The following is a 15,144-nucleotide window of genomic DNA, read 5'->3' on the forward strand; positions in this document are numbered from 1 at the left end:
TAACTCGACTATTTGCCGATGCAGAAGCTGGAGAAAATCCGCCCGAGCAAATCATCTGAACTGAAAGCCCCGGTGATTTCACCCAACAGCTGCTGCGCCTGGCGCAGATCTTCAGCCAGCAGCTCCCCAGCCCCCGCCAAGGTCAGCTGGGCGCGCCCGTGCTCCAAGGCCGCGCTGGCATGACGCAGCGCTTCCAGGTGCCTGCGCCGCGCACTGAAGCTGCTTTCCGACGTCTGTTCGTAGCCCATGCAGGCTTTAAGGTGCTCGCGCAGCAACTCCAGACCCTCACCGGCCGATTTCGCGCTCAAGCTGATCGTGACGTGGCCATCTTCACTGGTTTCCAGGGCGATGGCTTCCCCCGTAAGGTCGGCCTTGTTACGGATCAAGGTGACTTTGGCTGGGTCTGGCCGTTGTTCAAGGAATTCGGGCCACAAGGCAAAAGGATCCACAGCTTCCGGCGCAGTGGCATCCACCACCAGCAACACACGATCGGCTTCGCTGATCGCCTTGAGCGCACGTTCCACGCCGATCTTTTCCACCTGGTCGTCGGTATCGCGTAAACCAGCGGTGTCCACCACGTGCAGCGGCATACCGTCGATGTGGATATGCTCGCGCAAGATATCCCGGGTAGTGCCGGCGATCTCGGTGACGATGGCCGCCTCGCGCCCTGCCAGAGCATTGAGCAGGCTTGATTTGCCGGCATTTGGTCGGCCGGCAATCACCACCGTCATTCCATCGCGCAGCAAGGCGCCCTGCCCGGCTTCGCGCAGCACTGTGGATAACTCATCGCGGACTTTATCCAGCATCGCCAATACGTGGCCATCCGCCAGGAAGTCGATTTCTTCTTCCGGAAAATCAATCGCGGCTTCGACGTAGATGCGCAGGCTGATCAGTTGCTCGGTCAAGTTATGCACACGCAGGGAAAAAGCCCCCTGCAATGAACGCAATGCGTTACGTGCAGCCTGTGCAGAACTGGCTTCGATCAAATCGGCGATGGCTTCGGCCTGGGCCAGGTCGAGCTTATCGTTCAAGAATGCGCGTTCGCTGAATTCCCCTGGTCTGGCAAGGCGGCAACCCAATTGCAAGCAGCGCTGCAGCAGCATATCCAACACCACAGGCCCACCGTGCCCTTGTAATTCAAGGACATCTTCACCGGTGAACGAGTTTGGCCCTGGAAAATAGATGGCCAGCCCCTCGTCCAATACGCTGTGGTCGGCATCCAGGAACTGGCCGTAATGGGCATAACGGGGTTTCAGCTCCCGGCCGCTGATAGCCTTGGCTGCCACGCCCGCCAACGGCCCGGAAATTCGAACGATACCGACGCCGCCTCGACCTTGAGCGGTGGCGACAGCAGCGATGGTTTCACGAGGAGCGCTCATCAGCAGGTTCCAGAACAAAAGTGACGGAAAGCAAAACGCCCCACTAGGGGGCGTCTTGAGTGGTTATCCACAGAGTAAATTACGCCTCGGCTTTTTGGGTAGCCGCTTCGATTTTACGTGTGATGTACCACTGTTGAGAGATCGACAACACGTTGTTGACCACCCAGTACAGTACCAAGCCAGCAGGGAACCACAGGAAGAAGAAGGTGAAGATGATTGGCATCATTTTCATTACCTTGGCCTGCATCGGATCCGGCGGGGTTGGGTTCAGACGCTGCTGGATGAACATGGTCGCGCCCATGATGATCGGCAGGATAAAGAACGGGTCTTTGATCGACAGGTCAGTTATCCACAGCATGAACGGAGCTTGGCGCATTTCCACGCTTTCCAGGAGTACCCAGTACAGCGACAGGAACACCGGCATCTGTACCAGAATCGGCAAGCATCCACCCAGCGGGTTGATCTTCTCTTTCTTGTACAGCTCCATCATGGCCTGCGACATTTTCTGCCGGTCATCACCATGTTGTTCTTTCAGCGCGGCCAGTTTCGGGGCCACGGCACGCATACGCGCCATCGATTTGTAGCTGGCTGCCGACAGAGGGAAGAAAAGCCCTTTGATCAGCATGGTCAGGAAGATGATCGACCAGCCCCAGTTACCGACGATGCTGTGGATATGTTGCAACAGCCAGAAGATCGGCTGGGCAATGAACCACAGGAAGCCGTAATCCACAGTCAGTTCCAGACCTGGGGACAACTCTTTCAATACGGCCTGGCTTTTAGGGCCGGCGTACAGGGTAGCGCTGGTTTCAGCCTTGGCACCTGGAGCGACAGTCAACGCCGGGCCAGTGAAGCCAATGATGTAGTTGCCCTGGCTGTCCTTGCGGGTTTGAACCAGGTTCGCATCCCCCTTGTTCGGGATCCAGGCGGTCACGAAATAGTGCTGCAGCCACGCTACCCAGCCACCTTGGACGGTTTCTTTCAGCGTGCCCTTGTCGATATCTTTCATCGACACTTTTTTGTACGGCTCGTTACTTGTCCACAGGGCAGCGCCCAGGTAAGTCGCGGTACCGGTGGCGGTGCTGGAAGACGGATCGGAGCTGGCGTCACGCTTGAGCTGGGCAAACAGGTTGCCGCTCCAGGCTTTGTCGCTGGTGTTGTCGATCAGGTAAGTGACCTTCAAGTCGTACAAACCGCGGGTAAAGCTGAAACGCTTGATGTAGTTGACGCCGTCGAGGCTGAATTTCAGGTCGACGTTCAACTGGTTCTGGCCGTCTGCCAGTTGATAAGTCTTCTGTTCGGTCGAATAAACCGGACGACCGGTAGCACGTGCATCCGGACCATTGGTGCCGGTCAGGCCGCTTTGCGCCAGATAAGTACGTTCACCGCCGTTATCGAACAGTTGGAACGGCACATCCGGATGGTCTTGGCGACGTGGATAAAGCGGCAGCTTCAGCTGTGCGATATCACCACCCTGTGGGTCGATAGCCAGGTCGAGCACATCCGTTTTTACGTGGATGAGGTCTTTGTTGGTGACCACTGGCGTTTCTAACGGGGCACTTGTCTCGCCATTCGCGCTGGGAACATCGGCACTCGCGGACGCATTGTTACCCAGCGGGGTGTCCGGAATAGCCGGCGCAGCCTGATTGGTAGCAACATTCTGAGTCGGCAGGGCAGCCTGACCGTAGTCCTGGTTCCATTTAAGGACCATGACATAGGACACGATTGCCAGGGCGACGATCAGGATTGTGCGTTTAATATCCATGATTACTCGGCCATCGAAGAAGAACGGGAGGTAGGGATAGGTGGAACCGGGTCATAACCACCGGGATTCCACGGATGACAGCGACCTAAACGACGAAAGGTCAGCCAGCCACCGCGCAGAAGACCATGATTTTCTATGGCCTCTAACGCGTAGCAGGAACAACTGGGGTAGAAACGACAGTGGCTGGCCATCAGAGGACTAATGGCATAGCGATAAAACTGGATCGGAACGATTGCCAGTTTACGCATCAAGGCTGTCTACCCCTACAGTTTCGGTGCTGACTGCTGGTGCTGGCTTGTGGGTACGCGCCAAACGTTTCCAGAGCTTGCCGAAATGCTGAATCAATTCGGGGTTTTCTACATCACCCAAGCCTTTGCGCGCGACGATAACAATATCCCAACCAACCAGAGTGTCCTGGTGGAGGCGAAACGATTCGCGCATCAGACGCTTGAGGCGATTGCGCTCAACGGAGAGCTTTACGCTCTTCTTGCCGATCACCAACCCGAGACGGGGGTGATCAAGATCGTTGTTACGCGCAAGGAGCAGGAGATTTTTCCCCGGAACCTTGCCGGTGGGGGAGTCAAAGACTGCCTTGAAATGCCGGGGGGTTAGCAGACGCTTTTCCCGACTGAAGTCCTGACTCACCACCAGTACCGGATTATCAAACTGCCAGACGCGCACGACCTTTGGCGCGGCGACGCGACAGGACAGCACGGCCGTTCTTGGTAGCCATGCGAGCACGGAAGCCGTGAGTACGGGCGCGTTTGATGGTGCTTGGTTGGAAAGTACGTTTCATGGCGTTGTTACCTGGTTCGTCCACAACGGGCCGGAATGGCCCCCGTTTTAAGAGACCGGCGATTCTAGAGAAAGCAAGCCTCTAGGTCAATTTCCAACCAGCTTTTCCTTTAATTAGATGTCCACGGGGTCCTGACGCCCTTCTCCCCGTTTGGCTTCCATCTGACATGCCATAGATATAAAAATAAAGAAGGAAGTTATTTAAAGCTTTTCTGTAAAGCTTATAAAAGCTAGAGGCGTGATGATCTGTGGATAACTACCTTTAGCCCTTGTTCTACGGGTTGTACAGAGAATGACAACACGGGGGAGAAGCGGTGCTCTGCCTGTGCTGCGCTATCGGATAAGCTGTGTGTGGAACAGCTAGTTATCCACAGGTCGGTTACCCACAGACTTTCGACCCCACTTGTACAATGAGCTTAGGTGGGTTTATCCACAGAGCTTATGCACAGACCACTGGTCGCATTTTTTACGGTTAAGGCATTGATTTTGGGTGTCCTGTGAGCAACCTACATGTGGATAAGTGGACGGCTGGCCGCTACAATGGCGGCTGTTTTTGCCTCACCGGCTTTCAACTTAGGGGATATCCGTGTCAGTGGAACTTTGGCAGCAGTGCGTGGAGCTTTTGCGCGATGAGCTGCCTGCCCAGCAATTCAACACCTGGATCCGTCCGCTACAGGTCGAAGCCGAAGGCGACGAGTTGCGTGTCTATGCGCCCAATCGTTTTGTCCTCGACTGGGTCAACGAGAAGTACCTGGGCCGCGTTCTCGAATTGCTCGACGAACATGGCAACGGTCTGGCGCCTGCTCTCTCCTTATTAATAGGCAGCAAGCGCAGCTCAGCTCCCCGCGCCGCGCCAAATGCGCCATTGGCCGCCGCCGCGTCGCAAGCCCAAGCTGCAGTGGCGCCTGTCGCCGCTGCACCTGCACCGACATCTGCGCCGTCCAAACCTTCGTCGCGCAAAAATGCGCCGGAGAATGAGGAGCCGTCCCGCGACAGCTTCGACCCGATGGCCGGTGCCAGCTCCCAGCAGGCGCCTGTGCGCTCCGAGCAACGCACTGTGCAGGTAGAAGGCGCGCTCAAGCACACCAGTTACCTGAACCGCACGTTTACCTTCGAAAACTTCGTCGAAGGCAAGTCCAACCAGCTGGCCCGAGCGGCCGCCTGGCAGGTCGCCGATAACCCCAAGCATGGTTACAACCCGCTCTTCCTTTATGGCGGCGTAGGTTTGGGTAAGACGCACTTGATGCACGCCGTCGGTAATCACTTATTAAAGAAGAACCCGAATGCCAAGGTGGTTTACCTGCATTCGGAGCGCTTTGTGGCCGACATGGTCAAGGCCTTGCAGCTCAACGCAATCAACGAGTTCAAGCGTTTCTACCGCTCCGTTGATGCCTTGCTGATCGATGACATTCAGTTTTTCGCACGCAAGGAACGTTCCCAGGAAGAGTTCTTCCACACCTTCAACGCGCTGCTCGAAGGTGGTCAGCAGGTCATCTTGACCAGTGACCGTTACCCGAAGGAAATCGAAGGCCTGGAAGAACGTCTGAAGTCGCGTTTCGGCTGGGGCCTGACCGTTGCAGTCGAGCCACCGGAGCTGGAAACCCGCGTTGCGATCCTGATGAAGAAGGCCGATCAGGCTAAAGTCGATCTGCCGCACGATGCTGCGTTCTTCATCGCCCAACGCATCCGTTCCAACGTGCGTGAGCTGGAAGGCGCGCTCAAGCGGGTCATCGCTCACTCGCACTTCATGGGCCGCGATATCACCATCGAGCTGATTCGCGAGTCCTTGAAAGACTTGCTGGCCTTGCAGGACAAGCTGGTGAGTGTGGATAACATCCAGCGCACCGTGGCCGAGTACTACAAGATCAAGATTTCCGACCTGCTGTCCAAGCGCCGTTCGCGCTCGGTTGCACGTCCACGCCAGGTTGCCATGGCCCTCTCCAAGGAGTTGACCAACCACAGCCTGCCCGAAATCGGTGATGTGTTTGGCGGACGCGACCACACCACGGTCTTGCACGCATGCCGCAAGATCAATGAACTTAAGGAATCCGACGCGGATATTCGCGAGGACTACAAGAACCTGCTGCGTACACTGACTACGTGATGACACCAGCGCAGCTTATTAAGGCAAGGGACTAGACCATGCATTTCACCATTCAACGCGAAGCCCTGTTGAAACCCCTGCAACTGGTCGCAGGCGTCGTCGAGCGCCGACAGACCTTGCCGGTGCTTTCCAACGTATTACTGGTGGTCGAGGGGCAACAGTTGTCCTTGACCGGTACCGACCTAGAAGTCGAACTGGTGGGTCGCGTCCAGCTCGAAGAGCCCGCCGAACCGGGCGAGATCACCGTGCCGGCGCGCAAACTGATGGATATCTGCAAAAGCCTGCCCAACGATGCGCTGATCGACATCAAGGTGGATGAGCAGAAGTTGGTGGTCAAGGCCGGTCGCAGCCGTTTCACCCTGTCGACCTTGCCGGCCAATGATTTCCCTACCGTGGAAGAAGGCCCGGGCTCGCTGACGTGCAGCCTGGAGCAAAGCAAGCTGCGTCGCCTGATCGAGCGCACCAGCTTCGCCATGGCCCAGCAGGATGTGCGTTACTACCTCAACGGTATGCTGCTGGAAGTCTCGGAAGGCATCATCCGCGCCGTGGCCACCGACGGTCACCGCCTGGCGATGTGCTCGATGCGTGCCGATATCGGTCAGCCGGATCGTCACCAAGTGATCGTTCCACGCAAAGGTATCCTTGAACTGGCGCGCTTGCTCACCGAGCCGGACGGTAACGTCAGCATCGTGTTGGGCCAGCACCACATTCGCGCCACCACCGGTGAGTTCACCTTCACCTCCAAGTTGGTAGACGGCAAGTTCCCGGACTACGAGCGTGTGTTGCCTAAAGGTGGCGACAAGTTGGTGGTCGGTGATCGTCAGGCTCTGCGTGAAGCCTTCAGCCGTACGGCGATTCTGTCCAACGAAAAGTACCGCGGTATTCGCCTGCAGCTGGCCAACGGCCAACTGAAAATCCAGGCCAACAACCCGGAACAGGAAGAGGCAGAAGAAGAAGTGGGTGTCGACTACAACGGCGCTTCGCTGGAAATCGGTTTTAACGTGAGCTACCTGTTGGACGTGCTGGGGGTGATGACCACCGAACAGGTTCGTCTGATTCTTTCGGACTCCAACAGCAGCGCCCTGGTACAAGAATCCGACAACGACGACTCGGCTTACGTTGTCATGCCGATGCGCCTGTAATCATGCTCAGCAGAAGCTAGATGTCCCTTAGTCGCGTCTCGGTCACCGCGGTGCGCAATCTGCACCCGGTGACCTTCTCCCCTTCCCCCCGCATCAACATCCTCCATGGCGCCAACGGCAGTGGCAAAACCAGCGTGCTGGAAGCCATCCACCTGCTGGGGCTTGCGCGTTCTTTCCGCAGTGCGCGCTTGCTACCCGTGATTCAGTACGAACAGTTGGCCTGCACCGTATTTGGCCAAGTGGAATTGGCTGAGGGCGGTCATAGCAGCCTGGGGATATCGCGTGATCGCGGTGGGGAATTTCAGATCCGAATCGACGGGCAAAATGCGCGCAGCGCAGCGCAGCTGGCTGAGATCCTGCCGTTGCAGCTGATCAACCCCGACAGCTTTCGATTATTGGAGGGTGCCCCGAAAATCCGTCGGCAATTCCTCGACTGGGGCGTGTTCCACGTGGAACCACGCTTCATGGCCACTTGGCAGCGCCTGCAGAAGGCCCTGCGGCAGCGGAACTCATGGCTGCGGCATGGTACACTTGACGCCGCTTCGCAAGCAGCCTGGGACCGTGAACTGTGCCTGGCCAGCGACGAAATAGATGAATACCGCCGTGCCTATATCAAAGCCTTGAAACCAGTCTTTGAGCAGACCTTGAGCGAGTTGTTGGACCTCGAGGGGCTGACGCTGAGTTATTACCGGGGTTGGGACAAAGAACGTGAGCTGAGTGCAGTGCTCGCAACGTCCTTGCAACGGGATCAGCAAATCGGCCACACCCAGGCCGGACCCCAACGCGCTGATTTGCGCCTTAGATTAGGTGCACACAATGCGGCGGACATCTTGTCCCGCGGCCAGCAGAAGTTGGTGGTCTGTGCGTTGCGTATCGCGCAGGGCCATTTGGTTAGCCAGGCTCGACGCGGTCAGTGTATTTATTTGGTGGATGACTTGCCGTCGGAGCTCGACGAGCAGCACCGCCGCTCGCTATGCCGCTTGTTGGAAGACTTACGCTGCCAGGTGTTTATTACCTGTGTAGACCACGAATTATTGAGGGAAGGCTGGCAGACGGAAACGCCAGTCGCTTTGTTCCACGTGGAACAAGGCCGTATCACCCAGACCCACGACCATCGGGAGTGAAGGCATGAGCGAAGAAAACACGTACGACTCGACCAGCATTAAAGTGCTGAAAGGTTTGGATGCCGTACGCAAACGTCCCGGTATGTACATTGGCGACACCGATGATGGTAGCGGTCTGCACCACATGGTGTTCGAGGTGGTCGATAACTCCATCGACGAAGCTCTGGCCGGTCACTGCGACGACATCAGCATTATTATCCACCCGGATGAGTCCATTACCGTGCGTGACAACGGTCGTGGCATCCCGGTAGACGTGCACAAAGAAGAAGGCGTTTCGGCGGCAGAGGTCATCATGACCGTGCTCCACGCCGGCGGTAAGTTCGACGACAACTCCTATAAAGTATCCGGTGGTTTGCACGGTGTAGGTGTGTCGGTAGTGAACGCCCTGTCCGAAGAACTGATCCTGACTGTCCGCCGTAGCGGCAAGATTTGGGAGCAGACCTACGTCCACGGCGTACCACAGGAACCGATGAAAATCGTCGGCGACAGTGAGACCACCGGTACCCAGATCCACTTCAAGCCATCGGAAGAAACTTTCAAGAACATCCACTTCAGCTGGGACATCCTGGCCAAGCGGATTCGTGAACTGTCTTTCCTTAACTCCGGTGTCGGCATCGTCCTCAAGGATGAGCGCAGCGGCAAGGAAGAGCTGTTCAAGTACGAAGGTGGCCTGCGTGCGTTCGTTGAATACCTGAACACCAACAAGACTGCGGTCAACCAGGTGTTCCACTTCAACATCCAGCGTGAAGACGGCATCGGCGTGGAAATCGCCCTGCAGTGGAACGACAGCTTCAACGAGAACCTGTTGTGCTTCACCAACAACATTCCACAACGCGATGGCGGTACCCACTTGGTGGGTTTCCGTTCCGCGCTGACGCGTAACCTGAACACCTACATCGAAGCGGAAGGTTTGGCGAAGAAACATAAAGTCGCCACCACCGGTGACGATGCCCGTGAAGGCCTGACGGCGATCATCTCGGTCAAGGTACCGGATCCGAAGTTCAGCTCCCAGACCAAAGACAAGCTGGTGTCTTCCGAAGTGAAGACTGCGGTTGAACAGGAAATGGGTAAGTACTTCTCCGACTTCCTGTTGGAAAACCCGAACGAAGCCAAGCTGGTCGTCGGCAAGATGATCGATGCTGCCCGCGCCCGTGAAGCCGCGCGTAAGGCCCGTGAGATGACCCGCCGTAAAGGCGCGCTGGATATCGCCGGCCTGCCAGGCAAACTCGCTGACTGCCAAGAGAAGGACCCTGCCCTCTCCGAACTGTACCTGGTGGAAGGTGACTCTGCTGGCGGTTCCGCCAAGCAGGGTCGTAACCGTCGCACCCAGGCCATCCTGCCGTTGAAAGGTAAGATCCTCAACGTCGAGAAGGCCCGCTTCGACAAGATGATTTCCTCCCAGGAAGTCGGCACCTTGATCACAGCGTTGGGCTGCGGTATTGGCCGCGACGAGTACAACATCGACAAGCTGCGCTACCACAACATCATCATCATGACCGATGCTGACGTCGACGGTTCGCACATCCGTACCCTGCTGCTGACCTTCTTCTTCCGTCAGTTGCCGGAGCTGATCGAGCGTGGCTACATCTACATCGCTCAGCCGCCGTTGTACAAAGTGAAAAAGGGCAAGCAAGAGCAATACATCAAAGACGACGACGCCATGGAAGAGTACATGACGCAGTCGGCTCTGGAAGATGCCAGCCTACACTTGAATGACGAAGCGCCGGGTATCTCCGGTGAGTCGCTGGAGCGACTGGTCAACGACTTCCGCATGGTCATGAAGACGCTCAAGCGTTTGTCGCGCCTGTACCCTCAGGAGCTGACCGAGCACTTCATCTACCTGCCGGCCGTAAGCCTGGAGCAGTTGGGCGACCACGCCGCCATGCAGGATTGGCTGGCCCAATACGAAGTGCGCCTGCGTACTGTGGAGAAGTCTGGCCTGGTGTACAAAGCTAGCCTGCGTGAAGACCGCGAACGTAACGTATGGCTGCCAGAGGTCGAACTGATCTCCCATGGCCTGTCGAACTACGTCACCTTCAACCGCGACTTCTTCGGCAGCAACGACTACAAGACCGTAGTCACCCTCGGCGCGCAACTGAGCACCCTGCTGGACGACGGTGCCTACATCCAGCGTGGCGAACGCAAGAAGCAGGTCAAGGAGTTCAAAGAAGCCTTGGACTGGTTGATGGCGGAAAGCACCAAGCGTCATACCATCCAGCGCTATAAAGGTCTGGGCGAGATGAACCCGGATCAGCTGTGGGAAACTACCATGGACCCTGCTCAGCGCCGCATGCTGCGCGTGACCATCGAAGACGCCATTGGCGCAGACCAGATCTTCAACACCCTGATGGGTGATGCGGTCGAGCCTCGTCGTGACTTCATCGAGAGCAATGCTTTGGCGGTGTCTAACCTGGACTTCTGATCAGGTATGTAGGTTCACAGAAAAGCTGCACGCTTTCACAAATAGATGACCGGCCGGGCTTCAACCATGGCCCCTGTCGGTCACCATCAAGCCCGCCTTCGCGGGCTTTTTTTTGCCTGGAATTCCTGCCGGGGCGCCCTACTCCGCTCATTGGAAAATGATGCAGATGGGGGGATTTGAGGAAGTGATTTGATGGGGCGCTGGAAGTGCTGAGAGGGTCGGCGGGCGGATCTGAGCAGCAGAGAGATTGAGAGGACTTTAAAACTAATATTTGAACACCTTAATAGTTAATTAAGCGTACGTGTTAAGTATTAATTTGAACAATTTAGTATGGAAGTGGAATTTGGTGGAAGTTGCCATTTTGGATTTTTTGTAGATTTCGAAGGGATGTTGGAATAAGATCTATGACCAACTTTTCCGCTTTGCACTGAAGATTTTCAGCCAAATCAGCTGTTTGAAGCGAGAGCTTCAGACCTGATCCAAATTGCTCCAGCGATCACGAAGTGGCCGTTTAGAAATAAAGAGAGCAAGCCGATTGCTTTAGATTCTGATCAGTCATGAGAGTCATGACCAATGAGAGAAAAGGAGACCTGAAAATGTAGAAAAACGCGATCAATCCCGAGAGGACTGACCGCGCTTAGCGAAGCAGACTTGCGTCCTCAGAACCCGCAATGTCTGCTTTTTCGAAGCGACTGTCAATCCTCTCCCATTTTTTCGACCTTAGCGAGGTTACTCGACGGCACAGTGTTGCCTGTCGAAAGGCCTCACTTCGCCCGCCCTGCGCCTTGATTTTTTGGCGCAGCGTCGGCGCTCGTTTCGAGATTTTCGGAGGTGTTTCATGACAGTACGAAAGGTGGTCACGCGGCGGTCCAACCATTACCGCGGCTACTTCCCATCGCTCAAAAATAAAAAGCCTGTGCCCTGGGAGTCCCAGCTCGAAGGCGCTCTTTTTCGGCTTCTTGAGCTGTCTCCTGCGGTCATCGGCTACGTCCCGCAGCCCAGTGAGGAACGTGTTCCATCGCTCCAGGGCTACTTCAAATATTACCCAGACGTACAGGTTTTCCTCGCGGATGGGCGCGAGTGGTGGTTTGAAGTGAAGCCTCACGACCGACTGAAGATTGCCAGCGTCAGGCAGCGACTGGATGCCGCTGAGCGCTACTTCAACGCCACTGCCCGTAACTTTTCGGTGATCACTGAAAAGTTAATTGAAGCTGAACCCCTGGCTACCAATCTTAGAAGGCTGATGTATCACCGGCGCGGTCCAGAGCTTTCGCATCAGGCGTTGGAGGAGGTAATGGCGACCTTCAACGAATGGCCGCCTATGACCGTTGCAGATCTGCTCTACGTGGTTGGTGAGGGGAAAGCCTGGCGCTTGTTAGGCCTTGGGGTGGTGGGCATTGACCTTGATAGGTCAATTGACACTGACTCCCCGGTCTTCCTGCAAGGGGGGCACCGTCATGCAAACCTTTTCCCTTAGGGTGAAATTGGTCGTCATCGTTCGTGGCGTACTGATGGTGCTTGAGAAGAGGCTTATTGACCGGAAGCTGCTCTTTTTCGATGAGCTTGGTGAGCCCACGAAGCTATCCGAGAAGGAGTTCTATGAGGCCTACGAGAAGCGCGAGATCGAGATCTCCGCTGATCAGCCATACCTTGGGAAGGTTCCGTATGTGCGGAACGTCCCTCCAGATATTTCATGCTTCCCCAAAAAACATGGAGATGAGGCATTGCGTCGACGCAAGTATCTGGACGACCTAACTAAGCGCGGTAAATACAAGCTACCGGGTGACGAAGACATGATCAAGAAACTTAGAGATATCGCCAAAAAGATTGGGGATGCGTGCGCACCCTCGGTTTCCACTATTCGACGTTGGGCAGCCAAATACATTGGCCAGAACGTAGTAAAGCTTATCCCTCAGCATGCCAAAAAGGGTCGGGCTGCCGCGATACAGGGAGAGCTCGAAGTTATTCTTGAAGGGGTGATTAATAAAACCTACCTGCAGGATACGATTCCAGCGGTCAGCGTGGTCGTTTCAGAATTCGAAGATCAGATAAAAGAGAGGAACAAAAGTCGTTTGCCTTCGGATCAGCTCAAGATCCCAAGCGGAATGACTGTCCGAAGGTACATCGCCAAGCTGGATCCGTACCTTGTGGATAAGGAGAGGCTCGGAAAACACGCAGCAGACAAGAAGCACCGTGTTGCGGCGGGTGTCCTACGTGTCCATGAGATTTTGGAACGTTGGGAAATTGATCACACCTTGTTGGACGTCCAGCTTGTGGATGAAACCTCGGGGCTGTGCATTGGGCGCCCCTATCTGACGATCGTCCTCGACCGCTTCTCTCGAATGGTGATGGGATATTTGCTCCACCTGTCGGCGCCAAATACGGAAACCGTGCTTCGTGTGATCGAACGCTCAATCCGTCCAAAAGCCGAATTGCTGAAGCGCTTTCCGAAAGTGAGAAATGAATGGTGGGCACGTGGGCTGCCGGCTCGAATAGTCCCAGACAACGCAGCGGAATTTCACGCGGGCGATCTCATCATGGGATTCAACGAGTTGGGTATCGAGATCATGTATCCCGCTTCAAGGGCCCCTCAAAGGAAAGGTGCCGTCGAACGCTTTTTCAGCACACAGAACCTGGGGCTTATCCACAACCTCCCGGGTACCACCTTCTCGAATATCCAGCAGCGTGGCGATTACGACTCGGAGAAGAATGCATGTTTCACGCTCCCTCAATTGGAGGCGGTGGTAGTGAAATGGATCGTCGATGGTTACCACCAGACTCCTCATCGGGGGCTGGACAACAGAACACCGGCTCAAGTCTGGGGGACTAGCGAGGCGAACCATGTCATCAGCCTTCCCGTCGACCTGGACTCGTTGGAGTGCATTCTGGCCAAGCGGGCCTCGGTGAAGGTTCACCATTACGGCATCGAGGTTGCCAAAGTGGGCTACCACTCTACGGAACTTGCTGAGCTCCGTATGCGTTTGGCAGACGGAGAAAAGGTAAACGTCCGCTATCGAGACGAAGCCGGGCACGTTTGGGTTCACGACCGCTTCAGAAACTTGTTCTTCAAAGTGCCCGCCAAAGATGAGCGAATGGCCGGTAAGAGCAGGGAGGTGTGGAAGGCTGCCGAGAAAGCGCTGCGAGAAAAATATAATGAGCAGCCTAGCTTCGAGGCTACGCACAGGTGCTACCAGGAAATTATGGAAGATGCAGACGAGGCCCGCCGTTCGCAGACGCTCAGAAAACGACGCGCAGCTGCCATAGCGAAAATCGACAAGGAGGGTCGAGTGACCGAAAGCACGCCTCCACCCAAGGTACTCGCTGAAGTGGAATGGACCGGTGACTCTATTCCTAACATTCCGCCAGCAGCCTTCAAGGTCTCGGTTCGTCGCCCTGCTGGGAGTTCTAAGCCATGAACGCCATCAATCTGTACGAATGCTACGAGCATGGTGAATACAGCTTTACGCTCCGCGATCGTTTTATTCACAGCCCTCAAGTCGAGCGAGCGTTGACGCGACTAGGCGATATCCACGGCGATAGTCGGCGTACCAGAGCAAGTAAAGGGTTGCTGATCCAAGGTCCAAGCGGAGTGGGCAAGAGCACATTGGTCAAGGAGTACATTCGGTCATTGGAGGAATTGGAGAGCCATGACCCACAGAAGCGGACAGTTCTGTTCGTCGAGATGCCTTCGTCTCCAACCAAAAAGAACCTGGCAGCAGCCATTTTGGCAGAGCTGAAGGATCCCTTCGCAGAGGCACGAGGACATTCGGCAGAGGTTAAATTTGCGCGAGTAGTCCTGCTGCTGAAGAACCTTGGCGTGGAGATGTTGGTCCTCGATGAGGCGCAGCACCTGGTCGATTATCGTCGTAATGGTGCGTATGAGGCAGCAGACTGGATCAAGAGTCTGATGAATGAAACCAGTATCGCGTTTGTTCTGATTGGGCTGAAGCGCACCGAAAATCTCCTGCTAGCAAACGAGCAACTGCGACGCAGGTTTTCGGCCACGGTGGCATACGATCGCTTCACCTTCTCCGCTAATACGTCTCTTCATTTCGTGATGTTGTTGCAGGCAATCGAGGGCGAACTGCCTGTTCAAACCATCAGTTTTGTAGAGCCAGCGATGATTAAACGCTTCTACCTGGCTTCCTATGGATTGATCGACTACCTCATCAAGATTGTGGACAGGGCTGTTTGGCTGGTTCAAGTCCAGGACCTTGTCGGGATTGAACTTCCTGTGCTGGCCCAGGCTTTTGAAGACGAGGTTTGGAGCTACGCCACCGAGGATCGAAACCCCTTCAGTGCGAGCTTCAATTTCCAGCCTCTGTTCGGGAAGCGGGAGCCGTTTGAGACGTTCGAAGAGAGCAGTACCTGACGGCCAAGGGCCGGGCTTATCGGCCCGGCTCTACTCCCCTGATT

12 protein-coding genes are annotated in these 15,144 nt (G+C 55.7%); 7 read left to right on the forward strand and 5 right to left on the reverse strand.

All coding sequences use genetic code 11. The features are described from left to right. Positions 1-8: 8 nt before the first annotated feature. From mnmE to rpmH, 5 genes are all read right to left on the reverse strand, one after another. Complete coding sequence (gene mnmE, locus TX24_RS15420) at positions 9-1,379, reverse strand: tRNA uridine-5-carboxymethylaminomethyl(34) synthesis GTPase MnmE (protein WP_014720595.1); 1,371 nt, start codon at positions 1,377-1,379, stop codon at positions 9-11. A gap of 79 nt (positions 1,380-1,458) precedes the next feature. Further along, the gene (yidC, locus tag TX24_RS15425; protein WP_003195904.1) at positions 1,459-3,141 is read right to left on the reverse strand and encodes a membrane protein insertase YidC; all 1,683 of its coding nucleotides are present in this window, start codon (positions 3,139-3,141) and stop codon (positions 1,459-1,461) included. Between the two features lie 2 nt (positions 3,142-3,143). After that, complete coding sequence (yidD, locus tag TX24_RS30875; RefSeq protein ID WP_019816912.1) at positions 3,144-3,389, reverse strand: membrane protein insertion efficiency factor YidD; 246 nt, start codon at positions 3,387-3,389, stop codon at positions 3,144-3,146. Beyond that, complete coding sequence (gene rnpA, locus TX24_RS30880; protein WP_020302575.1) at positions 3,382-3,789, reverse strand: ribonuclease P protein component; 408 nt, start codon at positions 3,787-3,789, stop codon at positions 3,382-3,384. The genes yidD and rnpA overlap by 8 nt, the downstream gene beginning before the upstream one ends. Positions 3,790-3,802: 13 nt before the next feature. Next, on the reverse strand, positions 3,803-3,937 hold the full coding sequence (gene rpmH, locus TX24_RS30885; protein WP_003213577.1) for a 50S ribosomal protein L34: 135 nt from the start codon (positions 3,935-3,937) through the stop codon (positions 3,803-3,805). 585 nt (positions 3,938-4,522) lie between these two features. Here rpmH and dnaA point away from each other — a divergent pair. The 7 genes from dnaA to TX24_RS15465 all read left to right on the forward strand — a co-directional run bounded on the left by dnaA (position 4,523) and on the right by TX24_RS15465 (position 15,100). Continuing rightward, positions 4,523-6,040, forward strand: a complete 1,518-nt coding sequence (gene dnaA, locus TX24_RS15435) for a chromosomal replication initiator protein DnaA (RefSeq protein ID WP_003187249.1) — start codon at positions 4,523-4,525, stop codon at positions 6,038-6,040. Positions 6,041-6,078: 38 nt separating this feature from the next. Beyond that, a complete protein-coding gene (dnaN, locus tag TX24_RS15440; RefSeq protein WP_003187250.1) occupies positions 6,079-7,182 on the forward strand; it encodes a DNA polymerase III subunit beta in 1,104 nt (367 codons plus the stop codon). 20 nt (positions 7,183-7,202) lie between these two features. Beyond that, a complete protein-coding gene (gene recF / locus TX24_RS15445) occupies positions 7,203-8,306 on the forward strand; it encodes a DNA replication/repair protein RecF (RefSeq protein ID WP_003187251.1) in 1,104 nt (367 codons plus the stop codon). 4 nt (positions 8,307-8,310) lie between these two features. Then, complete coding sequence (gene gyrB / locus TX24_RS15450; protein WP_003187253.1) at positions 8,311-10,728, forward strand: DNA topoisomerase (ATP-hydrolyzing) subunit B; 2,418 nt, start codon at positions 8,311-8,313, stop codon at positions 10,726-10,728. Between the two features lie 838 nt (positions 10,729-11,566). After that, positions 11,567-12,205: a TnsA endonuclease N-terminal domain-containing protein gene (locus TX24_RS15455; protein ID WP_011953077.1), complete on the forward strand. Its 639-nt coding sequence runs from the start codon at positions 11,567-11,569 to the stop codon at positions 12,203-12,205. Continuing rightward, positions 12,186-14,144 carry a DDE-type integrase/transposase/recombinase gene (locus TX24_RS15460; protein WP_016497347.1) on the forward strand — a complete coding sequence of 653 codons (1,959 nt, stop codon included), beginning with the start codon at positions 12,186-12,188 and terminating at the stop codon, positions 14,142-14,144. The genes TX24_RS15455 and TX24_RS15460 overlap by 20 nt, the downstream gene beginning before the upstream one ends. Further along, the gene (locus tag TX24_RS15465) at positions 14,141-15,100 is read left to right on the forward strand and encodes a TniB family NTP-binding protein (protein WP_010951429.1); all 960 of its coding nucleotides are present in this window, start codon (positions 14,141-14,143) and stop codon (positions 15,098-15,100) included. Before TX24_RS15460 ends, TX24_RS15465 begins: the two co-directional genes overlap by 4 nt. Positions 15,101-15,144 lie beyond the last annotated feature (44 nt).

It is taken from the genome of Pseudomonas lactis (genome assembly GCF_001439845.1).
Lineage (GTDB): Bacteria > Pseudomonadota > Gammaproteobacteria > Pseudomonadales > Pseudomonadaceae > Aquipseudomonas > Aquipseudomonas lactis.